At 72.2% G+C, this 24,149-nt stretch carries 20 protein-coding genes; 10 read left to right on the plus strand and 10 right to left on the minus strand.

What is annotated here, in order from left to right:
• The 4 genes from ACIBQ6_RS20405 (at window position 1) to ACIBQ6_RS20420 (ending at window position 7,527) form a co-directional block, all read left to right on the plus strand.
• Window positions 1-426: an ATP-binding protein gene (locus tag ACIBQ6_RS20405; RefSeq protein ID WP_358290423.1), complete on the plus strand. Its 426-nt coding sequence runs from the start codon at window positions 1-3 to the stop codon at window positions 424-426.
• 1,887 nt (window positions 427-2,313) lie between these two features.
• Window positions 2,314-4,626 (plus strand): sodium-translocating pyrophosphatase, encoded by a 2,313-nt coding sequence (locus ACIBQ6_RS20410; RefSeq protein ID WP_397154688.1) that lies wholly within the window; start codon window positions 2,314-2,316, stop codon window positions 4,624-4,626.
• A 264-nt stretch (window positions 4,627-4,890) separates the two neighbouring features.
• Window positions 4,891-5,358 carry a histidine phosphatase family protein gene (locus ACIBQ6_RS20415; RefSeq protein WP_358290417.1) on the plus strand — a complete coding sequence of 156 codons (468 nt, stop codon included), beginning with the start codon at window positions 4,891-4,893 and terminating at the stop codon, window positions 5,356-5,358.
• Window positions 5,359-5,373: 15 nt separating this feature from the next.
• Window positions 5,374-7,527, plus strand: a complete 2,154-nt coding sequence (locus tag ACIBQ6_RS20420) for an FUSC family protein (RefSeq protein WP_397213605.1) — start codon at window positions 5,374-5,376, stop codon at window positions 7,525-7,527.
• On the opposite strand, the gene serB is transcribed toward ACIBQ6_RS20420, so the two are convergent.
• The 4 genes from serB to ACIBQ6_RS20440 all read right to left on the minus strand — a co-directional run bounded on the left by serB (window position 7,517) and on the right by ACIBQ6_RS20440 (window position 11,158).
• Entirely contained in the window at window positions 7,517-8,734 is a 1,218-nt protein-coding gene (gene serB, locus ACIBQ6_RS20425; protein WP_352357394.1) for a phosphoserine phosphatase SerB, read from the minus strand. The genes ACIBQ6_RS20420 and serB overlap by 11 nt on opposite strands.
• Window positions 8,735-8,813: 79 nt before the next feature.
• Window positions 8,814-9,398 (minus strand): hypothetical protein, encoded by a 585-nt coding sequence (locus ACIBQ6_RS20430; protein WP_358290411.1) that lies wholly within the window; start codon window positions 9,396-9,398, stop codon window positions 8,814-8,816.
• 96 nt (window positions 9,399-9,494) lie between these two features.
• On the minus strand, window positions 9,495-10,505 hold the full coding sequence (locus ACIBQ6_RS20435) for an S-adenosylmethionine:tRNA ribosyltransferase-isomerase (protein ID WP_397213607.1): 1,011 nt from the start codon (window positions 10,503-10,505) through the stop codon (window positions 9,495-9,497).
• Window positions 10,502-11,158, minus strand: a complete 657-nt coding sequence (locus ACIBQ6_RS20440) for an SDR family NAD(P)-dependent oxidoreductase (protein ID WP_387677940.1) — start codon at window positions 11,156-11,158, stop codon at window positions 10,502-10,504. The genes ACIBQ6_RS20435 and ACIBQ6_RS20440 overlap by 4 nt, the downstream gene beginning before the upstream one ends.
• Before the next feature lie 112 nt (window positions 11,159-11,270).
• Here ACIBQ6_RS20440 and ACIBQ6_RS20445 point away from each other — a divergent pair, with 112 nt between their 5' ends.
• Together ACIBQ6_RS20445 and ACIBQ6_RS20450 are read left to right on the plus strand one after the other, a co-directional pair.
• A complete protein-coding gene (locus tag ACIBQ6_RS20445; RefSeq protein ID WP_397213609.1) occupies window positions 11,271-12,389 on the plus strand; it encodes a GAF domain-containing protein in 1,119 nt (372 codons plus the stop codon).
• Window positions 12,386-13,009, plus strand: a complete 624-nt coding sequence (locus ACIBQ6_RS20450; RefSeq protein WP_397213611.1) for a response regulator — start codon at window positions 12,386-12,388, stop codon at window positions 13,007-13,009. The genes ACIBQ6_RS20445 and ACIBQ6_RS20450 overlap by 4 nt, the downstream gene beginning before the upstream one ends.
• Before the next feature lie 8 nt (window positions 13,010-13,017).
• On the opposite strand, the gene ACIBQ6_RS20455 is transcribed toward ACIBQ6_RS20450, so the two are convergent.
• Window positions 13,018-13,674, minus strand: coding sequence for a hypothetical protein (locus tag ACIBQ6_RS20455; protein WP_397213613.1), 657 nt, complete (start codon window positions 13,672-13,674; stop codon window positions 13,018-13,020).
• Window positions 13,675-13,843: 169 nt separating this feature from the next.
• Between ACIBQ6_RS20455 and ACIBQ6_RS20460 the strand changes: the two genes are divergently transcribed.
• Window positions 13,844-16,546 (plus strand): protein kinase, encoded by a 2,703-nt coding sequence (locus ACIBQ6_RS20460; RefSeq protein ID WP_397213615.1) that lies wholly within the window; start codon window positions 13,844-13,846, stop codon window positions 16,544-16,546.
• Between the two features lie 5 nt (window positions 16,547-16,551).
• Here ACIBQ6_RS20460 and ACIBQ6_RS20465 read toward each other — a convergent pair whose 3' ends face one another.
• Window positions 16,552-17,268 (minus strand): hypothetical protein, encoded by a 717-nt coding sequence (locus tag ACIBQ6_RS20465; RefSeq protein ID WP_397213617.1) that lies wholly within the window; start codon window positions 17,266-17,268, stop codon window positions 16,552-16,554.
• An 89-nt stretch (window positions 17,269-17,357) separates the two neighbouring features.
• Here ACIBQ6_RS20465 and ACIBQ6_RS20470 point away from each other — a divergent pair, with 89 nt between their 5' ends.
• From ACIBQ6_RS20470 to ACIBQ6_RS20480, 3 genes are all read left to right on the plus strand, one after another.
• On the plus strand, window positions 17,358-18,146 hold the full coding sequence (locus tag ACIBQ6_RS20470) for an ABC transporter ATP-binding protein (RefSeq protein WP_397213619.1): 789 nt from the start codon (window positions 17,358-17,360) through the stop codon (window positions 18,144-18,146).
• A gap of 95 nt (window positions 18,147-18,241) precedes the next feature.
• On the plus strand, window positions 18,242-19,168 hold the full coding sequence (locus tag ACIBQ6_RS20475; protein ID WP_397213621.1) for an SPFH domain-containing protein: 927 nt from the start codon (window positions 18,242-18,244) through the stop codon (window positions 19,166-19,168).
• A 51-nt stretch (window positions 19,169-19,219) separates the two neighbouring features.
• A complete protein-coding gene (locus ACIBQ6_RS20480; RefSeq protein WP_352319104.1) occupies window positions 19,220-19,450 on the plus strand; it encodes a hypothetical protein in 231 nt (76 codons plus the stop codon).
• Here ACIBQ6_RS20480 and ACIBQ6_RS20485 read toward each other — a convergent pair.
• The 4 genes from ACIBQ6_RS20485 to ACIBQ6_RS20500 all read right to left on the minus strand — a co-directional run bounded on the left by ACIBQ6_RS20485 (window position 19,447) and on the right by ACIBQ6_RS20500 (window position 24,087).
• A complete protein-coding gene (locus ACIBQ6_RS20485) occupies window positions 19,447-20,286 on the minus strand; it encodes an NmrA family NAD(P)-binding protein (RefSeq protein WP_397213623.1) in 840 nt (279 codons plus the stop codon). The genes ACIBQ6_RS20480 and ACIBQ6_RS20485 overlap by 4 nt on opposite strands.
• Before the next feature lie 29 nt (window positions 20,287-20,315).
• Entirely contained in the window at window positions 20,316-21,137 is an 822-nt protein-coding gene (locus tag ACIBQ6_RS20490; RefSeq protein WP_358290383.1) for a Rieske 2Fe-2S domain-containing protein, read from the minus strand.
• 120 nt (window positions 21,138-21,257) lie between these two features.
• Complete coding sequence (locus tag ACIBQ6_RS20495; RefSeq protein WP_358290380.1) at window positions 21,258-21,869, minus strand: HD domain-containing protein; 612 nt, start codon at window positions 21,867-21,869, stop codon at window positions 21,258-21,260.
• Window position 21,870: 1 nt separating this feature from the next.
• The gene (locus ACIBQ6_RS20500) at window positions 21,871-24,087 is read right to left on the minus strand and encodes a molybdopterin-dependent oxidoreductase (RefSeq protein WP_397213625.1); all 2,217 of its coding nucleotides are present in this window, start codon (window positions 24,085-24,087) and stop codon (window positions 21,871-21,873) included.
• Window positions 24,088-24,149: the final 62 nt, after the last annotated feature.

Here is a 24,149-nt window from a genome sequence, read left to right on the forward strand (position 1 = left end):
ATGGCTACCGTCGAGCTGACGTTCAGCGCTCTCCCCGCGCACGTGCGGACCGCCCGGCTGGTGGCCACGGCGATCGCCCGTCGTACCGGCGTGGAGGAATCGCTGCTGGACGAAGTCAGGCTCGCCGTGGGTGAGGCATGCTCCCGGGCGGTCGAGGCGCATCGACTTCACTGCCCGGGCGAGCCCATCCGCATCGAGCTACGTGACGACTCCGGGCGTTTCGAGGTCACGGTCAGCGATCTGGCCCCCAGTGACGAGATCAAGCAGGAGCAACCGCTCGATCTGGGCATGCTCTCTGACTCGTTCATGTCAGGCTTCGGCATCGCCGTCATCTCGGGTCTGGCCGATGACGTCGAGGTCTTCCCCAGCCCCAAGGGGACGAACATCCGGATGAGCTGGCCCGCCTCCAACGGGGTGGGTTCCTGACCTGACATCGCTTGGATCGGTCCCTTGTCTCCCTAGGGGCGTGTTCGAGCTGGTCGGGTGTGGTTTTAGGGGCGATAGACGGGGATGAGGGGATGTCCGGTTGTGGCATGCCTTCATCCCCGTCGAGTCGCACCACGTTTCCGCATGTCCTGACGAGGTCGCTGAGTGCCTCGTTCTGTCGGCATGCCCGGACGGCCTGCGCCGCTCTGCGACAAGCCGCTCTGCGACAAGCGGCAGCGCGTGTGCGCGCGGACGTCGGACGGCCCGGCCGCCGGATTGGGCCACGCCTGGTGCGAAGCTCGGCGAGGTCTGGTGCAGGGGTTCGGCTGGAGCGGTTCAGCGAGGTCCGGTGCAGGGGTTCGGTGCCGCAGGGACTTCGGCGTGCACCGGCCGAAGCGGCTCAGGGCGATCCGGCGCGGGGCCTGGCATGGCGTCGCAGCAGTGTGAGGGGCGCACGCCTCTACGCCTGACGCTTCTGCGCCTGACGCTTCTGCGCCGCACGCTTACGGAGCTTTGGCCTCGGAGCAGGCCAGAGCCCGGCTTTGCACGTTCAACCGCTGTGTCGTGTGGCGAGACGCCCAGGTTCCGATCGGGCGGTTGCTCAGGGGGCGGACTGCGGGCCGGCCGTGCAGGCGGCTCCACAGGGCGCGGGTCAATGGCTGCTCAGTCTCTGCGAAAGGCTCCGCATGGCGTGGTCGCGGCCGAGGGTCGAAGGCCAGGGCGGCAAATACGGCTTGGGCCTGCTTGGGGTGTTCTGGTGGAGCGATGCGACTGCCCCATAGGATCTTGCTCCCCCCAGTGGTGTCTGTGGAAGGCGATGAGAGTTATCCACAGGCTGTGGATGGGCGGGGGATAGTCGGCCGGGTCGTCAGAAGGTCTCGCGGCGGGGCGGCAGGGGCACGGGGTGAGGTGGGTGACTGGCGGCGAGTGGAAGGAAGGCATGGCAGCTGTGCATGGGGCTGTCAGGACCGACATCCGGAGGGCCGCGTGGGAGCTCCAGGCCGAGATTGAGGCATCGGGTTTGGTTATTGGCTGGCGTAGCTTCTCGGCCGCCGCAGGGGCTCTTGAGGCGGTGTAGAGCCTTTCGGGTCGACGCGCGAGCTGTGGGCTGTCGTGGAGGTGGCCTGGAGGGGCGGGGCGGTGTCGGCCAGGGGCCGAGTGGTGCCCGGCCGGAGGTCAGGGACGGCGTACGGCTCCAGGAAGGCGGTGGGTGGCCGGGTCGCCGGGCCCGCGTCGGTTGGCCGCGTCCGGTGGGCCGCGTCGCGGGAGGCGCGACGGCCGGGCAGCTCCGGCGGGCCATGTCATCGGGCCGCGTTGGCCAGGGTGCGTTCGGCGGGCTGTGTTGCTGGGGCGCGTCCGTCGGTCGTGGTGCCCCGCCGCATCTCGCGGAGGTAGCAGGGAGGTGGCGCGCGAAGGTAGCGGCCGGCGGTCGCGTCTGGAGGTCGCGCCTGGAGGTGCTGCCAAGCGGGGGGTGTCAAGCGGTGCTGCCAAGCGGTGGTGCCGGGTCGGTGGTGAAGCTCGGATGGCCGCTGGGGGTGTCGGTGCGGGTGGGTGGTGGGTGGGTCGGCGTGTCGTGGGGATTAAATCTGGGTTTCGGGCGGTCCGATTTGTGGGGTTGTCATGCCCGTAAACCTGAGGAAATTTCGCCTGTCAGATCTCAAACCGGCCCGCTGTCAGGGGATTACTGAACGCCCGCGCAAATAGCCGCCCCGAGAGCCTTCATATCCGTTCAGTGCCTGCGTAGACTCCCGGCACCGGCCAAGGTGATCCGGCGGAACCGCGGATTCAACCGGAAGCGGCACCCACAACCCGGATGGTGCCGCACCCGCCCGCCGAGAAATCCGCAGCACCGTTCGGGCAGGACGACCGGTCTTGCCGAGGAGAACGATGAGCAGGCACATGCTGGCATTGGCGCCAGCGCCCAATCTGTCCCTGAGCGGTAACAATCTCACCATCGTGATCGTGGTCGCCGCGGTCGCGCTGATCGCGCTAGCCGTCGCCGGCGGCCTCGTACGCGAGGTGCTGTCCGCCGGCCAGGGCACCGAACGCATGCAGAACATCGCGCGAGCCGTGCAGGAAGGCGCGGCTGCCTATCTCACGCGCCAATTCCGCACACTGGCGGTCTTCGTGATCGTCATTCCCTTCCTGTTGCTCTTGCTGCCGGGCGAAATGGACGTACGCGTCGGTCGCTCGATCTTCTTCGTGGTCGGTGCGGTGTTCTCCGCATTGACCGGATTCATGGGCATGTGGTTGGCGGTGCGCGGAAACGTGCGTGTCGCCGCCGCGGCCAACGAGTCGGGCGAAAAGCGCGCCATGCGCGTCGCCTTCCGCACCGGCGGCGTCGCCGGCATGTTCACCGTCGGCCTCGGGCTGCTCGGTGCGGCCGTGGTCGTCTTCATCTACCAGGGCGAGGCGCCCCACGTTCTCGAAGGCTTCGGGTTCGGGGCGGCGCTGCTGGCGATGTTCATGCGAGTCGGCGGCGGCATCTTCACCAAGGCCGCCGACGTCGGCGCCGACCTGGTGGGCAAGGTCGAGCAGGGCATCCCCGAGGACGACCCGCGCAACGCCGCGACGATCGCCGACAACGTCGGTGACAACGTCGGCGACTGCGCGGGCATGGCGGCCGACCTGTTCGAGTCGTACGCGGTCATGCTGGTCGCCAGCCTCATCCTGGGCAAGGTGGCCTTCGGCGAGCAGGGCCTGATCTTCCCGCTGATCGTGCCCATGATCGGCGTGCTGACGGCGATCATCGGCATCTTCGTCACGGGGCTGCGCGACCGCGACCGCAGCGGCATGGCGGCGATCAACCGCAGCTTCTTCATCTCGGCCGGGATCTCGGCGGTGCTGGTCGCCGCGGCGGCCTTCTGGTATCTGCCCAGCAGCTTCGGCGCCCTGTCGGGCTCGACCGTCACCTCCGACGCCGACCCGCGCCTGATCGCGGTGGGCGCGGTGCTGATCGGCCTGGTCCTGGCCAGCGCGATCCAGCTGCTGACCGGCTACTTCACCGAGACCAACCGCCGTCCGGTGCGCGAGATCGGCGAGAGCTCGGCCACCGGGCCGGCCACCGTCATCCTCGCCGGCATCAGCGTCGGCCTGGAGTCGGCCGTCTACTCGGCGCTGATCATCGGCGGCGCGGTCTACGGGGCGTTCCTGCTCGGGTTCGGGAACGTCACGATCGCGCTGTTCGCGGTGGCCCTGGCCGGCACCGGCCTGCTTACCACGGTCGGCGTCATCGTCTCCATGGACACCTTCGGCCCGGTCTCCGACAACGCCCAGGGCATCGCCGAGATGTCCGGCGACGTCGAGGGCGAGGGCGCGCGGGTGCTCACCAGCCTCGACGCCGTCGGCAACACCACCAAGGCCATCACCAAGGGCATCGCCATCGCCACGGCCGTGCTGGCGGCGACGGCGTTGTTCGGCGCGTTCCGCACGGCGGTGGAGGACCAGCTCTCCAAGGCCGGCCAGGACATCAAGGCGGCGCTGGGCGCCTTCTCCACCTTCAGCCTCAGCATCGACCAGCCGAACGTGCTGGTGGGGCTGATCGTCGGCGCCGCGGTGGTGTTCCTGTTCTCCGGCCTGGCGATCTCTGCGGTCGGCCGCGCGGCCATGCGGGTGGTCTTCGAGGTACGCGACCAGTTCCGCAACAAGCCGGGCATCATGGACGGCACCGAGAAGCCCGAGTACGGCCGCGTCGTGGACATCTGCACCCGTGACTCGCTCCGCGAGCTGGCCACGCCAGGCCTGCTGGCGGTGATGACCCCGATCGCGGTCGGGTTCGCGCTCGGCTACGCGCCGCTCGGCGCCTTCCTGGCCGGCGCGATCGCCTGCGGCACCCTGATGGCCGTCTTCCTGGCCAACTCCGGTGGCGCCTGGGACAACGCCAAGAAGCTGGTCGAGGACGGGCACCACGGCGGCAAGGGCTCCGAGGCCCACGCCGCCACGGTCATCGGCGACACGGTCGGCGACCCGTTCAAGGACACCGCGGGCCCGGCCATCAACCCGCTGATCAAGGTGATGAACCTGGTGGCGCTGCTGGTCGCGCCGGCCGTCGTCCTGTACGCGGGCAACGCCGCGCTGCGGATCGGCATCACGGTGGTGGCGGTGGCGGTGGTCGTGGCGGCCATCGTCGTCTCCAAGCGCAGGTCGGTGACGAGCGAGCCGGCCAACAACGACCGCGAGCACGAGCCCGTGGCCTCGTAACGACCGATCGACGAGACGCCCGTCCCGGCCAGGGGCGGGCGTCTTCGCATGCGGGTGGGTGGCGCGGGGACGGCGGGGGCGCGGTGGGAAACTGGGCGGGTGGAAGAGGACAACCGGCCCTCGGGCGGGAAGACGCTGGGCCTGATCCTGCTGGCGATGCTGGTCATCCTGGGCGTGATCATCGGGCTCGGGATCTGGGCGTCGAAGGGCTGACGTGCCAGATGATGACGTGTCGAGAGGATGACGTGCCGAGGTGATGACGTGATGCGGACCCTGATACTGCTCCGCCATGCCAAGGCCGCGCAGGTGCCCGGTCTGGCCGACCGCGAACGTCCGCTGACCGAGCGCGGCGAACGGGACGCCGGCCGGGCTGGCGACGAGATCAGGGCGGCCGGGCTGAGCCCCGACGCGGTGCTCTGCTCACCGGCGCTGCGGACCAGGCGCACCGCCGAGCTGGCCTTCCCCGGCATGGAGATCAGCTACGAACGCGACATCTACCAGGCCTATCCCGAAGAACTGCTCGAACTGCTCCGCAGGACCGACCCTGAGCTGGGCACGGTCGTGTTGTGCGGGCACAATCCCGCGGTGCACGAGCTGGCCCTGCAACTGGGCGGCGGCGACTACGGCTTCCGGCCGGGGGCGTTCGCGGTGATCCAGGTGCAGGCGGCGTGGGTAGACCTGTGGCCGGGGGAGGGACGCCTGGTCACGCACTGGGATCCCAAGGAGCACTGACCGGGGACGACGCCTATGCGGGGGGCCGCCAGAGCGCTGCGTGACGGCTTCTCGCTGCCCGCGCGCCCGCCCTGGGGGTACGGGTTGCTGTGCGGGCTCGCGGTGGCCGGGCCGCTGCTGGCCGGGGTGCTGGCGGGCCGGCCGCAGTCGGGGGCGTTCCTGGCCCTGGGGGCGTATCTGACGGCGTTCGGGGACATGTACGGGCAGCCGTACGCGGCGCGGGCGCGGTCCATGGCCATCAAGATCGTGCTGATCGCGGGCGGGTGCTGGCTGGGCCTGTACCTGGCGGATCGGCCCTGGTGGGCGGTGCTGGCGCTCGGAGCGGTCGCCGCGGCGGGCGGCCGGTGGCGCACGGTCGGGACGCCGCCCGCGTTCGCCCTGGTCACCGGGTTCTACCTGGCGGTGCCCGCGGGTTTCGGGCCGCCCGAGCTGATGGTGCTCGGCGGCCTCCTGTACGCCGTGCCCGCCCTGGCCCTGTGGCCGTTGCGCCGGTTCGACCCATTGGCGACGGCGCTGGGCGAGGCCGTCCGCGGCGTGGCCGGGCTGCTCGACGGGCTCGCGGGCGACGACTGGGACGACCGCAGGGAACGCGCGTCCAAGGCCCTGGAGACGGCGGCCACGGCGTCGGCGTCGTTCGAGAGCATGGACGCGGCCGGCCGGTCCGCCGACGCGTACGTCGAGGCGCTGGTCCGGATCTTCCACGAGACGGTGGCGCTGCGCGCCCTGCGCGCTGCCGCCCCGGACGAACAGGGCGGGATCGACGACGTGGCCACGACGTTGGCCGCGGACCTGCGGGAGGCCGCGGACGGGCGGCGGGCCGGGGTGGTGGAGGCGCTGGCCGTCACCGCCGACTACGCCGAGCGCCTGGGCGCGCGCGACCCGGGCGCCGACCCGGCGGCGCTGCGCAGCGGCGCGGTGCTCGGGCAGGCCCGGCGCTGCCTGGACCGGATCGCGGTGGGGGTGCGCACGGTCGGCCTCCTGGCCGCCCGGCACGTGCCCCCGGCCGGCCGCGGGCTGCTGCCCGGGTTGCCGGGAAGGCCTGCGGCGGGGCGCGGGCTGCTGGCGGGGTTGCCGGAAGAGCCTGCGGCGGGCCGCGGGCTGCTGCCCGGGAAGCCTGCGGCGGGGCGCCGGCTGTTCGCGCGGCTGCCGTGGAAGCCGCCGCCGGGCGGTTCGGGGCCTGAGCACGCCGGGCGGCTGGGGCTCACCGCCGCCGTGGCGATGGCGCTGATGCTGGGGGTGCACGAGCAGTACGGCAAATGGTTCGTGTTCACCGTGCTGCTGGCGGTGCGGCCCACCTACGGGGACACCGTCGAGCGGGTGGTGCTGCGGGTGGCCGGCACCGTGGCGGGGGCCGCGGCGGCGGCGCTGATCCTGGCGGCGGTGCCGGGGCCGTACACGATCGTGGGGACGGTGCTGGTGTTCGGCACGCTCGGGTTCGCCCTGCGCGAGGTCAGCTACGGCTACTGGTCGATCTTCGCGACGCCGCTGGCCATGATGCTCACCGACTTCTCGACCCGGCTCGACTGGGAGGCGGCGGGGATCAGGCTGGTGCTCACCGCGGGCGGCGGCGTGCTGGCGCTGGCGGCGGCCCGGCTGCTGTGGCCGCGCGGCCAGGCGGGACGGCTGCGCGGTCTGGCCGCCGAGCTGCTGCGCGAGCACGCCTGCCTCGTCCGCGCGCTGGCCGAAGGCGACCTGGACCGGCTTCCCGACCGTACGGAATCGGCCGGGACGGCGGCCGACCGGCTGCGCGAGTCGCTGGACAAGCTGGACAAGGAGCCGGGCGGCAGGGCCCCGGCCGAGCTGCGGGCCGCGCTGACGCTGGCCAGGAAGCTCAGGGACGACGCGATCCTGCTCGGCGCCGTGCTGCGCGGGGCCGAGCCCGGCTCGGACGCCACCGCCGGCGTGCTCGACGCGGTGGCCGACCGGCTGGACGCTGTGGGGCAGGCCGTACGGGAGCGCGAGCCGCCGCCCGCCGCCGACGCGTTCGAGGCGCAGCTCGACGAGGTGGCGCGGGAGGTCAGCTCGCTGATGGAGGAGGCGGCGGCGGGCGAGGGCACGGCCGTGCGCAGGCGGCTGCGGCACGCGGTGACCGCCCACCCGGCGCTCAGGTCGCTCTGCAAGGACGCGCTCGACCTGGCCGCCGAGGTCACCGCCCGGTTCAGGACGTGAGCACGCCGTCCTCGGCGTCGGCGGCCTCGACCTCGTCCCTGGAGATGCCCAGGAGGTAGAGGATCGAGTCGAGGTAGGGCGTGTTGACCGCGGTGTCGGCCGCCTGCCGGACGACGGGCTTGGCGTTGAAGGCGATGCCCAGCCCGGCCGCGGCGATCATGTCGAGGTCGTTGGCGCCGTCGCCGATGGCCACCGTCTGGGAGATGGGCAGCCTGGCCTCCCTGGCGAACCGCTCCAGCGCGCGGGCCTTGCCCGGCCGGTCGACGATCTCGCCGACGACCCGCCCGGTGAGCTTGCCGTCGATGACCTCCAGGACGTTCGCCGCCGAGTAGTCGATGCCCAACTCCTCGACCAGGGCGTCGGTGATCTGGGTGAAGCCGCCGCTGACGATGGCGAAGCGGTAGTCGAGGCGCTTGAGCGTACGGACGAGGGTGCGGGCGCCGGGGGTGAGCACGACCTCCTGGCGCACCTGCTCGAACACCTCGGCCGGCAGCCCTTCGAGCAGCGCGACGCGGCGGCGCAGCGACTCGGCGAAGTCGAGCTCGCCGCGCATGGCCTGCTCGGTGACCCGGGCGACCTCGTCCAGGCAGCCGGCGTGCGCGGCCAGCAGCTCGATGACCTCGCCCTGGATGAGGGTGGAGTCGACGTCCATGACGATGAGCCGCTTGGCCCGGCGGGACAGGCCGGTGCGCTGGACGGCGACGTCGACCTCCTGGGCGGCGGCCTCGGCGGCCAGCTCGACGCGCAGGGCGGTCGGGTTGGCGCCGGAGACCGACAGCTCGATGCAGGTGACGGGCCACTGGGCGAGGCGTTCGATGCGGTCGATGTTGGCGCCGGCGGCGGCGATGCGGCCGGCGATGCCCGCGATGGCGGCGGGCTGGAGGGTGGCGCCCAGCACGCTGACCGACAGGCGGCCGCGGCGGCGCTGTTCCTTGGCCTGGGAGCCGGTGGAGAGCTCGACCTCCATCCCGAGGTCTTCGGCCACCCGTTCGACGGCGGTCCACATCGCGCCGAGGGTGGTGCCCGTGCCGGTGGACGGGCCGCCGGCGTACGCGACGAGCACGCCGAGCGTGAGTCTGCCGCGGATGACGACCTGTTCGATGTCCGCGACCGTCACCGGGAACCCGGACAGCACGGAGAAGAGCCTGGAGGTGACACCGGGCCGGTCGGGGCCGGTCAGGGTGATCAGGAGGGTGCGCTGGTCCACATCCAGCCACGGTACTGCGCCCGGTCCGGTGCCCGCGCAGCAGGCTCGCCATTCGGACACGGGCGCAGCGGCCGCGGGACTAGCGGACGATCTTCGTCTTGGCGGTCTTGGCGTAGCCGTGCTCAGGGATGCCGAGGCGCTCGAGCTCTTCCTGGGCCAGGGACCACGTGCCCTTCTCCTGGTCCCACATGCCCTGCTGGACGTCGTAGGTGACCACGCCGAGGGTCGCCTTCTGCGTGCCCGTGGCGCTCTTCTTCAGCTTGGCGTAGAAGTCGAGGCGAACCCAGTCGTCCTTCTCCAGGACGTAGGGGACGCTGCAGTACAGGGCGCGGCCGTCGAGGGCGCAGACGGTGCCCTTGGGGGCGCGGTAGCTGATCTTCCGGAGGTCCACGCCCTTCGGGAACTGGCCGCCGACGAACCAGGCGTCGGCCGAGTACGGGCCGGTGTTGGTCGCCTGGAGGCTGTACTTGATCAGGCCGCCGGCCTTGGCCGTCTTGGACGCCTTCAACTTGATGTCGAAGACCGCGAAGGGGGCGTCGGCGGCCTTGGCGGCCGTGGCGGTGTGGGCGGCGGTGGTCGTCGTGGCGGACGCGGGCACCGCCGGGACAATCAGCGCACCGGCCAGCAAAGCCAGCGAGGCGACCTTAGTGAGGGAGTTGCGCATCAACGTCTCCGGAGAGGAAGTGGCACGGGGACGCGCTTGAACAAGCCCCCGTAAATGTCGGCTGTTCCTATCACAAGGGCAAAATGTGTGTAAAGCTTATTTATCCAGAATCAGGTGCGTGTCGCCGAACTCGTGCCACAGATATCCCTTCCGCAGCGCCTCTTCGTACGCGCGGGCCAGCGCCCTCTCGCCGGCGATCGCCGTCAGCATGAGCAGGTGGCTGGAGCGAGGTTCGTGCAGGCCGGTGATGAGCCCGGTGACCGCCCGTACCCCGGTGGCCGGGGTGACGACGTGGCCGGTCCAGCCGGAGGCGGCGCCCACCAGGCCGTCCGGGGCCACGGCGGTCTCCAGGGCGCGCACGACGGTCGTCCCCGCGGCGATCACCCGGCCGCCGTTCCGCCGGGTCAGGTTGACCAGCCGGGCGGTGGCGGCGGGCACCTCGTACCGCTCGGCGTAGGGCCGCTCGTCCTTCTCCGGCGAGGCCACGCCGGTGTGCAGCGTGACGGGCGCGATCGTCACGCCCCGCGAGACCAGCGCGGTGACCAGCTCGGAGGTGAACGGCCGGGCCGCGCTCGGCATCTCCGCGCTGCCCGGCACGGTGGCGAACACCGTCTGGTAGGCGTCGATGGGCCAGTCGGCCGGCACGTACGAGTAGCGGATCGGCCGGCCGTGCTCGCGCAGGTACGGCAGCACGTCCCGGTCCAGCCGCGCCCGCCACAGCCGCGGCGTCTCCCGTTCGATCAACCGCAGCGTGGCCCGGCCCGGCAGCGGCAGCCACTCGCCCGGCTCGCCGCCCCCGTACGGCTCGGACGCCTTGGCCGTCCTGCGGCGCAGCTCGACCAGCCAGGTGCCGTCCTCGCGGGCGGTGGAGAAGTGCACCGCGAGCCGGTCGAGCCGGACCGCCGCGGGCAGCGTCGCCGAGTTGTTGACCACGATCAGGTCGCCGGGGTCGAGCAGTCCGGGCAGGTCGCCGAACCGGTGGTGGGCGGGCTCGGCCTCGCCGCGCGAGACCATCAGGCGCACCGCGTCCCTGGCCAGCCCGCGCGCCTCGGGCGGCTCGTGGGCCGACAGGTCGTCGGGCAGCGCGAAGTCCAGCAGCGCCGTCATTGCAGGCTCACCTTCCCGCCGGCCGGCCGGGACGTGACCAGGTCGCGCAGCGCCGCGGCCACCTTGGCGGGGTCGGTGGCCGACGACGCCTCCTCCGCCCCGACGGCGTCGGCGAGCATGCGGGTGTTCATCTCGCCGGGATCGGCCCACCAGACCCGCAGGCCGGGCTCCTCGGCGGCCAGCACGTTCGACAGCTGCTCCAGGGCGGCCTTGGTCGCGCCGTAGCCGCCCCAGCCCGCGTAGGCGCCGGTGGCGGCGTCGGAGGTGATGTTGACCACGGCTCCGCCGGCCGCGCGCAGGGCGGGCAGCGTGGCCTGGATGAGCGCGAGCGGCGCGGTCACGTTCGTCTCCAGCAGGACCCGGAACGCCTCCAGCGGGTAGCCCGCCAGCGGCGGCAGCGGGGTCACCCCGAGGTCACTGGCGTTGTTGACCAGGAGGTCCAGCTCGGGCACGGCCCGTCCCAGCCGCGCGATGTGCTCGGGGTCGGTCACGTCGCCGGGGATCGCGGTGGCGCCCAGCTCGTCGGCGATCCGGCGCAGCTCGTCGGCGCCGCGGGCGGTGAGCACGAGGTTCCAGCCCGCCTCCGACAGGGACCTCGCCAGGGCGAGGCCGAGGCCGCGGGAGGCGCCGGTGATGAGAGCGGTGTTCGTCATGACATCGACGCTAGGATCGGCGCGCCGCGCCGGCATCGGGCGCAGGGCCCGCTCCCGCCTGGGCACATCGTCCTAGGACTTCGCCCCTGGAGCGGCACCCTAGAGTGGGTCCGTGAGCTCATCGGACCGGGACGAGATCCTGCAGGCGGTGAGTTCCGCCGTGCTCGCGGTCACCCGCCATCTGTCGGTCCGCGAGGTGCTCCAGGTCATCGTACGGTCGGCGCAGCGCCTCCTCGACGCCCGCTACGCCGCGCTCGGCGTGCCCGACGACGACGGCTCGTTCGCCGAGTTCGTCGCCGAGGGCCTCACCGACAAGCAGTGGGAGGCCATCGGCCCGCTGCCCAGGCAGCACGGCATGCTCGGCGCGATGCTCCGCGAAGGCACCCCGGCCCGGCTGCCCGACCTGCGGGAGGACCCGCGGTTCGAGTGGTGGCCGAAGGCGCATCCGGTGATGAAGGACTTCCTCGGCGTGCCCATCCGCGACGCCGACCAGGTGATCGGCATCATCTTCCTGGCCAACAAGCGCACGCCCGGCGGGTTCACGCAGGCGGACCAGGAGCTGCTGACGCTGTTCGCGGCGCACGCCGCCATCGCGCTCACCAACGCCCGGCTCTACGAGCGCGGGCGCGAGCTGGCCATGCTGGAGGAGCGCAACCGGGTGGCCCGCGAGCTGCACGACGCGGTCACCCAGAAGCTGTTCTCGCTCCGCCTGACCGCCCAGGCCGCCGCCACCATGCTGGACAAGGCCCCCGAGAAGGCGCACGCCGAGCTCGAACGCGTCCAGCGGCTGGCCGGGGAGGCGCTGTCGGAGCTGCGCGCGGTGATCGTCGAGCTGCGCCCGGCCGAGCTCGACCGCCACGGGCTCGCCGAGACGTTGCGCAAGCACGTGCGCATGCTCGACCGGCTCCACCCCTCGCTGGTCACCTTCGAGTGCGACGAGCTGCCGCCGCTCGACTCGGCGGTGGAGGTGGCCGTGCTGCGGGTGGCCCAGGAGGCGCTGCACAACGCGCTCAGGCACTCCGGGGCCTCGCGGGTGTCCGTGCGTCTGGTCCTCGACGGGGGGACGCTGGCGCTGACCGTCCACGACGACGGTGACGGCTTCGAGCAGGGGGACTCGCACGGCCTCGGCCTGGTGTCGATGCGCGACCGGGCGGAGTCGGTCGGCGGGGCGATGACGGTCTCCTCGGCCCCCGGCCAGGGGACCACCGTACGCGTGGAGGTGGGCGTGTGATCCGGGTGCTGATCGCCGACGATCATCCGGTGGTCCGGCAGGGGCTGCGGACGTTCCTCGACCTGCAGGACGACATCACCGTCGTCGGCGAGGCGGCCGACGGCGCGCGGGCCGTCGAGCTGGTCGGCGAGCTGACGCCCGACGTGCTGCTGCTCGACCTGAAGATGCCGGTGCTCGACGGGCTGGGCGCGCTGGAGCGGCTGGCCGGCTCGGCCACGCGGGTGGTGGTGCTGACGTCCGTGAGCGACCGGTCCGACGTGGGCCCGGCGATGCGGGCGGGGGCCGCGGGCTTCCTCTACAAGGACGTCGATCCGTCCGCGCTGGTCCAGGCCGTGCGGGCGGTGCACAACGGTCAGGTGCTGCTCGCGCCGGAGGCGGCCGAGGCGATGTTGTCCGCCCCGGCGCCGGTGGCCGCCGTGCCGGGGCCGGCGCCGCTGACCGAGCGCGAGCGCGAGGTGCTCGCCCTGATCGCGGCCGGGCGGTCCAACAGGGAGATCGCGCGCAGCCTCGCCGTCGCGGAGAAGACGGTCAAGACCCACGTGTCGAACGTGCTGATGAAGCTGGGCGTCCAGGACCGGACCCAGGCCGCGCTGTACGCCGTGCGGCACGGCCTGGCCTGATCAGCCGGTCAGGTGTCCTTCTTCTGGTTGGACTCCTCGTGGCTGGCCGGCGGGTTGTACTCCTTGACGGGCGGCGGCGGCGTCCAGTGCTTGGTGGGCTTGCGCGGCGGGACCACGATCTTGGTCTTGGCCGTCCTGAGCCAGGAGTAGCCCTTGATGCCGAGGCGCTTGAGCTCTTCCTTGTCGATGTTCTCCATGCCCTGGTCGACGTCGTACGCGATGACGCCGAGCTTGGCGACGGCCACGCCCCTGGTGCCCTTCTTCAGGGTGACCTGGAAGTTCAGCCAGTCCGTCTTGCCCTTCGGCAGGACGAATTTGCCCCAGCACCAGAACCAGCGGCCCTCCCAGGTGCACTTCGTGCCCTTCGACGCCCCCCAGCGCAGCGTGGGCACCACGCCCTTGGGCACCTGTCCGCCGATCCAGTAATAGTCGGCGTAGTACGGCCCCAGATTCTTCGCTTTGAGGTAGTAAGTTATCTTTCCGCCGCTTCTGGTGCGGTTGTTGTACTTAACGGAGATCTTGAAGTTCGAGAACGGCTTGGCCCCGGCGGCGACGGCCGGCGTCGTCGTGGTTGTCGCGGTAGTCGTGGCCTCCGCCTGGGCCGGGGCCACCAACGGCACGGCGGCCAGGCCGCTGACTAAGAACAGGCTGAAGCTCTTGCGCATGTGACGGCTCCCCGTACGGTGCTGGAAATCCCCGATCTTCTCCGTGATTATTGCGTAGGGCAAATTTTTCGCAAAGAGCGATGATCTTTCGTGACTTGGGATGGCTTGCGGGCTTTTCGCATGGTTCATCACGCTTCGATCGGGGGTCTCAGCGCAAGGGGAGGACCAGGTGCCGGAGACGCACCCATTACAGCCCGGCGATCCGCGATCTCTGGGCGCCTACCGGCTGCTGGAGCGCCTCGGCAAGGGGGCTCAGGGGGTCGTCTTCAAGGCGGCGGGGCCCGACGGGCGGCTTGTCGCGATCAAGCTGCTGAACACGCTGCTCGACCGGCCCGGACTCGACGGGGAGCGGTTCCTGCGTGAGGTAGCCGCCGCGCGCCGGGTCGCCCAGTTCTGCACCGCGCAGGTGCTGGGGGCCAACCTGGACGGCGAGCAGCCGTACATCGTGAGCGAGCTGGTCGACGGGGTGTCGCTCCAGGTCGTGGTGCAGCGGGAGGGGCCGCGCCAGGGCGGGGCGCTGTACCGGCTGGCCGTCGGCACCGTCACCGCGCTGGCCGCCATCCACCGGGCCGGGATCGTCCACAGGGACTTCAAGCCGAGCAACGTGCTGCTGGGGCCCGACGGGCCGCGCGTGATCGACTTCGGCATCGCCAGGGCGCTGGACTCGGCGATGACGATCAGCAGCGGGGTGGTCGGGACGCCGGCGTACATGTCGCCCGAGCAGATCTCGGGCGAGCGGGTGGGGCCCGCCGGCGACATGTTCAGCTGGGCGCTCACCATGCTGTACGCCGCCACCGGGCGGCCCGCGTTCGGCCAGGACAGCCTGCCCGCGGTCATCTACCGGGTGATGAACGAGGAGCCGGACCTGTCGGCGCTGCCCGGCGAGCTGCGGCCGTTGGTGCAGGCGTGCCTGAGCAAGCGCGCCGAGGACCGGCCCACGGCGGCGGACGCGCTGTTCGCCCTGCTGGAGAACCAGGGGGCGGCGGCCCAGCGGGACGCCGAGGTCGCCCTCAACACCGGCTCCCAGCTCGCCGCCGACCACCCCCGACCCGCCGCCGACGGTCCCGGCCCTTCGGTCCCGCCGCTTTCGGGTCCTCTCCCTTCGGGTTCCCGGCCCTCGGGCGCCGGGCCGTCCGGGCCCGCGCCCGCCGGCGGGGTGAGGGATCCGGGGCCGGTAGGGGCTCGGGGGCCGCAGGGGGCGCCCGCGCCGACCGGGTGGGCCAATCCGTCCGGGGCGTCCTACACCCCGCCGCCGCCCGCCGCCCGCCCGGCGATCCAGGGCCCACCTGCGGCGGGCGGGGCCGGGCGAGGACCGGCCGGTCCGGGGGCACCGTCCAGAGGGCCTGGGGCGGGTGGGGCCGGGGGAGGGCCGCCCGGTCCGGGGGCGCCGTTCGGAGGGGCTGGGGGAGGGCCGGCTGGTCCCGGGGTGTCGTTCGGAGGGGCTGGGGCGGGCGGCGGGCAGGAGGGGGTCACGCGATACGTCCGGCAGGCGCCCGCAGGACCCTACGGGCAGCCGCCGAGGCTTCCGCCGCCGTACCCCATGGGGTCGCGGCAGGCGCCGGCCGGGAGCGGCAACGACGCGTTCTTCCGGCACGCCCCCGCCGTCGAACCGCCCGGTGAGGTCAGGGCCAGGCGCAGGCGCGCGATCTTGGTTTCCAGCGCGCTCGCCGTGGCGCTCGCGCTGGCCGGCGGGGTGCTGTTCCTGGGGCCGAGGATGTTCGGCCCGGAAAACCCGCCGAGCCCGGGCGCGGCGGCCGAGGCCACCACGTCTCTGGCCCCGAGCCCCGGTCTGCCCACCGCCCGGCCCACGGCGACGCTGCCCGCCACCGCCACCCCGCCGTCCACGCCGGTCCCGAGTCCCACCGTCACCCCCGTGCCCACACAGACGGTCCCGCCGCCGCAGGCCGTCGCCGCCATCGGCAAGCAGGACGGCAAGTCGCTCAAGGGCCACACCAAGGGCGTCCAGACGGTCTCCGCCCTGTCCCTGGGCGACGGCAGGACCTGGCTGGTGTCCGGTGGCCAGGACGGCCGCGTCCGCCTGTGGGACCTGGGCAGGCACAAGCCGCTGGCCACCATGAGGGGCCACAGCGAGGAGGTGTACGCCGTGGCCGCCGTCATGATGGGCAAGACCCCCATGGCGGTGTCCGGGGGCTACGACGGCAGCGTTCGCCTGTGGAACCTCAAGACGCACAGGGGCAAGGTCCTCGGCTGGCACGGTGACGCCGTCTACTCGGTCGCGCTGACCAAGGCGGGCGGCAAGTGGATCGCCGTGACCGGGGACGCCAACGGCTGGCTGCGCTTCTGGGACCTGAAGAGGCGCAAGGCCACCGGCAGGGCCGTCAAGGCCCACCGCACGTCCGTGAACTGGCTCAACGCCACCCACCTCGGCGACCGCGCGATCGTCGTCTCGGCAGGCGAGGACGCGACCCTGCGCCTGTGGGACGTGGCCCGCCACAAGCCGTACGGAAAGGCGTACAAGGGGCACTCGAAGGGCGTGTACGCGGTGGCCACCGGCAGGCTCGGAGACAGGACGGTGGTCGCGTCCGGCGGCAAGGACCGGAAGATCCGGATCTGGGACCCGAAGACCGGCAAGACCATCGGCTCGCCCCTGTCGGGTCACAAGAAGATCATCTACTCCTTGTCCTTCGGCACGCTGGGCGGCCGCACGGTCCTGCTGTCCGGCTCGACCGACGGGACCCTCCGGCTCTGGGACCCCGACACGCACAAGCCTCTGGGCAAACCGGTCAAGGCCCACAAGCGCGGCGTGTACGCGGTCGGGATCGTCCCCTCGGACGGCGGCCCGGTCGTCGTGTCGGCCGGCAAGGACAAGGTCATCCGCGTCTGGAAGCCGAAGGAGGAGGCCGGGTCCTGAGCCGCCTACGAGTGGCGTACCGGCTCGAAGATGGCGTGATGGGCGGCCACCAGGGCGCGGCGGACGGCCCGGTCGAGCTCCCGCAGGGCCGTGGCCCTGGCCGCGACCTGCGTCGAGGTGAGCCCGCGGTCGTCGGCCAGGACGAGGACGGCGGCCAGCCGGGTGGCCAGCGTGGAGACGCGGTGGGCGCGGGCCGGGTAGCCGGGGGCCAGCTCGCCGCCGCGCCCGGGCCGGTCGGGCCGGGCCTGGGCCGGGCCTTCGACGCCGGTCAGCGCCTCGGTGGCGGCGCGCATGGCCGACGACAGCTCGTGCTCGGCCTCGGCCAGCGAGGGCAGGTCCTGGCGTACGGGCCCGGCGTCGTACACCTCCAGGCGGGTCCCCACGTACGAGGAGCCGCGCCGGTCGGGGACGGGCACCAGGCCGAGCCGCCGGTCGCGCAGCACGGCGACCGCGGCCTGCCCGGCGTCGACGGCGGAGGAGTTGAACGCCGCCGGCCCGGACAGCCCGAGCGGGTCGCCGGGCGCGGGAAGGGCGAGCCGGAACTCGTGCAGGCCGTCGGACCGCAGGTTTGCGAGGTATTTACGCAGCGGCACGTCACCGGCGACGACGGGCCCCGCGACGGCTTCCACGTGGTCAGCCGCCTCGTCGAGGCCGACGTGACCGGAGAGCCACGCGTTGCCCCAGGCGACGAGCGAGGGACAGACAGGTGATTCAGGGTGCACCGATCCACGATAAGCGCTCGCCCTGCAATAGGTTTGTCCCCAGGGTGACTCCAGAGGTCCCCAGGGTGACTCCAAGGGAGGGAACGGGGATGGGTGGTCAGGTGCTGCGGCTCCAGGACGTCGCCGTCAGGCGCGACGGAGCGGCCCTGCTGCGCGGCATCGACTGGACGGTCAACGAGGACGAACGCTGGGTCGTCATCGGTCCCAACGGCGCGGGCAAGACCACGTTGTTGCAGGTCGCCGCGACGTTGCTCTATCCGACCGAGGGCGTGGTCGAGGTGCTGGGGGAGCGGCTGGGGCAGACCGACGTGTTCGACCTGCGGCCGCGCATCGGGCTGGCGAGCGCCGCGCTGGCCGAGCGCATCCCGCCGGAGGAGAAGGTCATCGACCTCGTCCTGACCGCCTCGTACGCCATCGTGGGCCGCTGGACGGAGGAGTACGACTCCAACGACGTGACCAGGGCCGTCGAGCTGATCGACATGATGGGCGCGGCCCACCTGATCAGGCGGCGGTTCGGCACCCTGTCGGAGGGCGAGCGCAAGCGGGTGCAGATCGCCCGCGCGCTCATGCCCGACCCCGAGATCCTCCTGCTCGACGAGCCGGCCGCCGGCCTCGACCTGGGCGGCCGGGAAGACCTGGTGCGCCGGCTGTCGGCGCTGGCCGGCGACTACCGCTCGCCGACGCTGGTGCTGGTGACGCATCACGTCGAGGAGGTGCCGAGCGGGTTCACGCACGGCCTGCTGCTGCGGCACGGGTCCGTGGTGGCGCAGGGGCCGCTCGACCACGTGATGACGGCCGACAACCTGTCCCGCACGTTCGGGGTGCCGCTGACGCTCGACCGGAGTGCCGAGGGCCGCTGGTACGCCCGGGCATACTGACCTCACTGGATCACCATTTATGCGGATATCGGTCGCCTAAAGGTGAAACGAAATATCATGCACCGAGTCGGTCCCCTCGACTCCGGAGCTTCGCCATGTCGACCGAGCAGCTCGTCGTCGCCCTCGTCGTGGTCGCGGCGATGGGCTTCGTGGTGGCCCGCAGCATCCGCATCATCCCGCAGGCCACGGCCGCCATCATCGAACGGCTGGGCCGCTACCACCGCACGCTGACGCCCGGCCTCAACATGGTGGTCCCGTTCGTCGACCGCATCAAGGACCTGATCGACCTGCGGGAACAGGTGGTCTCGTTCCCGCCGCAGCCGGTGATCACGTCCGACAACCTGGTGGTGTCGATCGACACGGTGATCTACTTCCAGGTCACCAACCCCAAGGCGGCCACGTACGAGATCGCGAACTTCCTGATCGGCGTCGAGCAGCTCACCGTCACCACGCTGCGCAACGTGGTCGGCGGCATGGACCTGGAACGCACGCTGACCTCGCGCGAGGAGATCAACACCGAGCTGCGCGGCAGCCTCGACGAGGCCACCGGCAAGTGGGGCATCCGGGTCAACAGGGTCGAGCTGAAGGCCATCGACCCGCCCGTCTCCATCCAGGACTCGATGGAGAAGCAGATGCGCGCCGACCGGGACAAGCGCGCCGCCGTGCTGGCCGCCGAGGGGCAGCGCCAGGCGGCGATCCTGGCCGCCGAGGGCGACAAGCAGGCCGCCGTGCTGCGCGCCAGGGGCGAGGCGGAGGCCGCCGTGCTGCGGGCGCAGGCGGACGCCGAGGCCCAGGCCATGCGCGCCAAGGGCCAGGCGGACGCGATCGGCATGGTCTTCAAGGCCATCCACGACGGGAAGCCCGACCAGCGACTGCTGGCCTACCAGTACCTCCAGACCCTGCCCGAGATCGCCAAGGGCGACGCCAACAAGGTCTGGATCGTGCCCTCGGAGATGGGCAAGGTGCTGGAAGGGCTGGGCGGGCTGTTCGCCCCGCCCGCGCCGAAGAACCCCGAGGAATAACTCAAACACATGTACGGATAAATACCGGCCTAAGTGGGTATAAATCAGTACATGAAGGGTGATCGGGTGGAGATCGTCATCGACGCGGGCGGCTCCCCGCGAACCTACGAGGTCACGGCCACCCGCGCGGGCCGGCGCGTCGAGGTGGCCAACCGGCGCGGGCTGGTGGAGGTGAGCGAGGTCACCCGGAGCGGCACGCCGGTGCGCACGGCCCGCTTCATGTCCAGCCGGATCCTCGCCCTCGTGGAGCATCCGGCCGACGAAGCCGCAGGCGACGACTAGCGGAAGTCCGCCACGTGGTCCTCGGCCCACTGGCGGAAGGTCAGCGCGGGCCGGCCGAGCAGCCGCTCCACCGTGTCGGTCACCCGCTCGGGGTTGTGCACCGCCGCCCCCCAGCCCTTCAGCGCGGCCTCCACGAACCCGGGATCGCCCCAGGCGGCCGTCAGGTGCGCGCGGGCCTCGTCCAGCGGCTGCTCCTCCCAGCGCACCTCGTGCCCGGCCACCTCGCCGATGATCCGCACCTGCTCGGCCTGGGTGAGCTGTTCGGGGCCGGAGAGCACGTACTTGCCGCCCGTGTGGCCGGCCGAGGTGAGCACGTGCGCGGCCACCGCGGCGATGTCCTTCTCGTGGATCAGCGCCCTGACCGCCTGCCCGAACGGCCAGCGCACGACGCCCTGCCGGATCTGGGCGGCCCAGCCCAGCGTGTTGGCGGCGAAGCCGCCGGGCCGCAGGAACGTCCAGGCCAGGCCGGCATGCCGGATCAGCCGCTCGACACTCTGGTGGAACAGCGTCGGCTCCTCGCCGTCGGCCAGGTCCTCGACGTCGGCGGACAGGTAGACCACGCGGCGGGCGTGCCTGGCGAGGGCCGTCACCGCGCCCGCGGTCGCCGCCTCGGAGTAGCCGGGCCACAGCAGGAAGACGCTCTCGACGTCCCGCAACGCCGGTTCAAGGGTCTCGGGCACGGTCAGGTCGCCGCGCACCGCCTCCACGCCCTCGGGGAGCCGGGCCTTGTCGGGGTTCCTGACCAGCGCCCGCACGTCCAGGCCCGCCTCCGCGAGCTGGGAGACCACATGTTTGCCCACATTGCCGGTCGCGCCGGTCACCAGAATTTTGCTCATGGCCCCGACGGTAGGACCTCAAGTTAAGTTCAGGTCAATCCCGGCCGGACCTGGATCGTGCCGTCGCGGCGGACGCGGGTCTCGAACATGGGCGCGGGCGCGGTCGCGGGACCGTGCTTCACCGAGCCGTCGGCCAGCCGGAACGTGCTGCTGTGCCACGGGCAGACCACGCACGCCTCGCCGTCCTCCATGACCAGCCGGCCCTGGTGCAGCGGGCCGGCCAGGTGCGGGCAGCGGTCGGCCAGCACGGTCACCCCGTCGCCCTGGCGCAGCACGAAGAGCTGGATGTAGCCGAGCCGGCGCGCGACCGGCCTGCCGTCGGGCAGGTCCTTGAGCGGGCACAGGTCGTGCCAGCCCAGCGGTACGAGATGGGCGACCTGCGGCGCGTGGTTGGCCCCCGCGGCCTGCCGGTAGGCCATGTGGCCGCCGAGGTAGCCGCCCAGCCCGCCCAGCCCGAGCCCGACGTAGGACAACACGCGCCCGGCCCGCTCGGCGCCGCGCAGCCGGGCCACCAGCGAGGCCGACATCAGGCCCAGGGCGGTCATGTTGGCGGCCATGTGCACGAAGCCCACGCGCTGCTGCTCGCGGTGGAGCGAGGACCAGTCGGTCAGCCCGGCCGCCGCCGTGGGCAGCGCGTTGACGATGCCCGTGGCCAGGAGCAGCCTGCTCGCCCTGGGGTCGGCGTGGGCCAGGTCGAGCACGGCGGCCGACAGCCAGCAGCCGAGCGTGACCGTGGCCAGCGGCGGGTGCAGCGGTTTCCCCGTGGGCACGCCGTGCAGCAGGTCGCGCAGAGTGCCCTGACGCAGGCGCTCGCGGACGACTTTGGCCAGCCCCCGGATCGGTTTGTCCATCGCCTTCGACTTCTCAAGTCGATCGGCGAGGTCAACCGGACCGACGAAACCCCGCAATTGCCGACGTCTCGCTCGCACTGTCTCTTTCACGACAAGTCCCCTACCCCGGCCTTGACGGGATCACTCGGAGAGGTGTCCTCTGGCCACGGAGAGTTCTACCAGCTCCAGCGCGTACGCGCCGAGAGAGGCCGATCCCTCCTGGATGATCCGCACCTTCTCCCTGACCTCGCCGGCCGTCACCTTGAACAGCGGCCACGTGCCGCCCTCGGTGTGGTGGTTGGCCAGGATCGGCGCGAACCGGTCGAGCGCCTTGGCGAACCTGGCCTCCGGCGTCCGCCTGGCCTCGAACTCGTCCCAGAGCTCCCGCAGCCGGGCGCCCTGCTCCGCGGGGAGCAGGCCGAAGATGCGGTCGGCCGCGGCGGTCTCGGCGGCGGCCTGGGCGGCGACCGCCACGTGGTCGTAGACGAAGGTGTCGCCGGCGTCGATCTCGACCAGGTCGTGCACGAGTAACATCGCCACCACCCGCTGCAGGTCCGTTCCGGGCGGGGCGTGCTCGCCGAGGACCATCGCCAGCGTGCCCACGTACCAGGAGTGCTCGGCGGAGTTCTCCCGCCGCGACCCGTCGATCAGATGGTTGCGGCGGATGATCCGCTTCAACTTGTCGATCTCGACGGCGAACGCGATCTGGGCGTACAGGCGGTCCTCTTCTGGCGCGATAGTCACGCGCGACACCCTAATGTGCGGTGATCACCCCGGTTGGTGAAATCGTGACCGGAACTCCGTTGAACACTGCGTTACCACTTGGGATATCCAGGGCGGATTCGTCCGTCAGCACGTTCGTGTTGACACCGGCGTGTTGGGCCGCCACCTGCTGCGTGCTGCCCGCGTGCCCCCAGCCGTGCGGCAGGCTCACCACGCCCGGCATGATCGTGTCGGTGGGCTCCAGCGTCACCGTGAGACTTCCGGTGGCCGAGGTGACCACGGCCTGGCCGGCCAGGCCCAGCCTGGCCACGTCGGCGGGGTTGATCTGCAGCGTGCAGGTGTTGGTGCCGCCGACCAGCGGGCCCACGTTGTGCAGCCAGCTGTTGTTGGAGCGCAGGTGCCGCCGCCCGATCAGCACGATGTCCGGCGGCTCCGCCGCCAGCCCGCCGCGCAGGCGCTCGACGTCGTCGAGGAGCTGCGGCGGGGCCAGCTCGATCACGCCGGAGGCGGTCTTCAGCACCTCGGGCAGCCGGGGCTCCAGCGCGCCGAGGTCCAGGCCGTGCGGGTGGTCGAGCAGCTTGCGCAGCGACAGGTCGCCCTTGCCGGCCCATTCGCCGTACGGGCCGAGCCGGAGCATGAGGTCCAGCCTGCGTTCGGCGCCCGTCTCGCCCTCCAGCGCGGCCCGCAGCGCGGCCACGTCGTGTCCCTCGACGCCGGAGCCGGGCGTCTGCACGGCCTTGCGCAGCATCTCGCCGATCAGGAACTCGTCCAGGTCCGCTGCCGGGCCGTCCGGCCCTGCCGGCCCGTCCAGGCCGGACGCGATCACGGCCAGTCCGGCCAGGATCCGGGCCTCGCTGGGCCGTCCGTCCAGCGGCAGCGCGGGGCGCGAGTAACGGGCGTAGTTGCGTACGGCGAATCCGAGCAGCGCGAAGTCGTAGTGGCCCGACTGCAGCACGCGCGGCGGCGGCAGGATCACGTGCGCGTGCCGGGTGGTCTCGTTCAGGTACGGATCGACGCTCACCATGAAGTCGAGCCCGGCGAAGGCCGCCTCCAGCCGGTCGCCGTGCGGCGCGGACAACACCGGGTTGCCCGCGATCGTGACCAGCATTCTGACCTGGCCCTCGCCCGGCGTCTCGATCTCGTCGGCCAGCGTGGCCACGGGCAGCTCGCCGTTGGCCTCGGGCAGCCCCCGCACCCGGCTGCGCCACCGGCCCACCGCGTACGGCCGCCGCCGCGCCCCGAACTCGGTCGCCGGCTTGGGGAACATGGCCCCGCCGGGCCGGTCGAGGTTGCCGGTGAGCACGTTGAGCACGTCCACGAGCCACTGGGCCAGCGTGCCGAACTCGGTCGTGCACGTGCCCATCCGGGCGTACACGGCGGCCGTCCGCGCGCCGGCCAGCTCCCTGGCCAGCCGGACGATCGTCGCGGCCGGCACGCCGGTACGCCGGGAGACCGCCTCCGGCGGGAAGTGCTTGGCCGCCTCGCGCACCTCGGCCAGCCCGTTGACCTCGTGCCACGGCCTGGCCAGGTCCTCGGCGAACAGCGTGTGCACGATCCCGAACAGCAGGTACGCGTCCGAGCCCGGCCGGACGAAGACGTGCTCGTCGGCCAGCGCCGCCGTCCTGGTCCGGCGCGGGTCCACCACGACGAGCCTGCCGCCGCGCCGGCGCAGGGCCTTCAGCCGGCCGGGGAAGTCGGGGGCGGTGCACAGCGAGCCGTTCGACTCCAGCGGGTTGGCGCCCAGCATCAGCAGGAAGTCGGTCCGGTCCAGGTCGGGGACCGGGACGGCCAGCGGGTGGCCGAACATCAGGCCGCTGGCGACGTGCTTGGGCATCTGGTCGGCGGTGGCGGCGGTGAAGACGTTCCGGGTGCCGAGCGCCTTGATCAGCGGCCCGGCGTAGAGGCCGCCGGCCATCGTGTGGGCGTTGGGGTTGCCCAGGTAGACCGCCACCGACCGGCGTCCGTGCCGCTCGGTGACGCGGGCCAGGCCCTGCCGGACGGCCTCGAACGCCTCCTCCCAGCTCGCCTCGCGCCACTGGTCGCCCTCGCGGATCAGCGGCTCGCGCAGGCGGTCGGGGTCCTCGTCGAGGCGGCCCAGGCTCGCGCCCTTGGGGCAGATGAACCCCTTGCTGAACGGGTCGTCCCGGTCGCCGCGGACGCCGGTGACGTGGCCGCCGTCGTCGAGGGTGAGCGTCAGGCCGCAGACGGCCTCGCAGAGGGGACAGGTGCGGTGGACGGTCGAGGTCATCGCGACTCCTGAGTTCGCCAGGTGAACTCATCTTGGCCCGTCCCGTCCGCATGGGGAAGCCC

The sequence above is a fragment of the Nonomuraea sp. NPDC049655 genome (assembly GCF_044465465.1).
In the GTDB taxonomy this organism is placed as follows: Bacteria; Actinomycetota; Actinomycetes; order Streptosporangiales; family Streptosporangiaceae; genus Nonomuraea.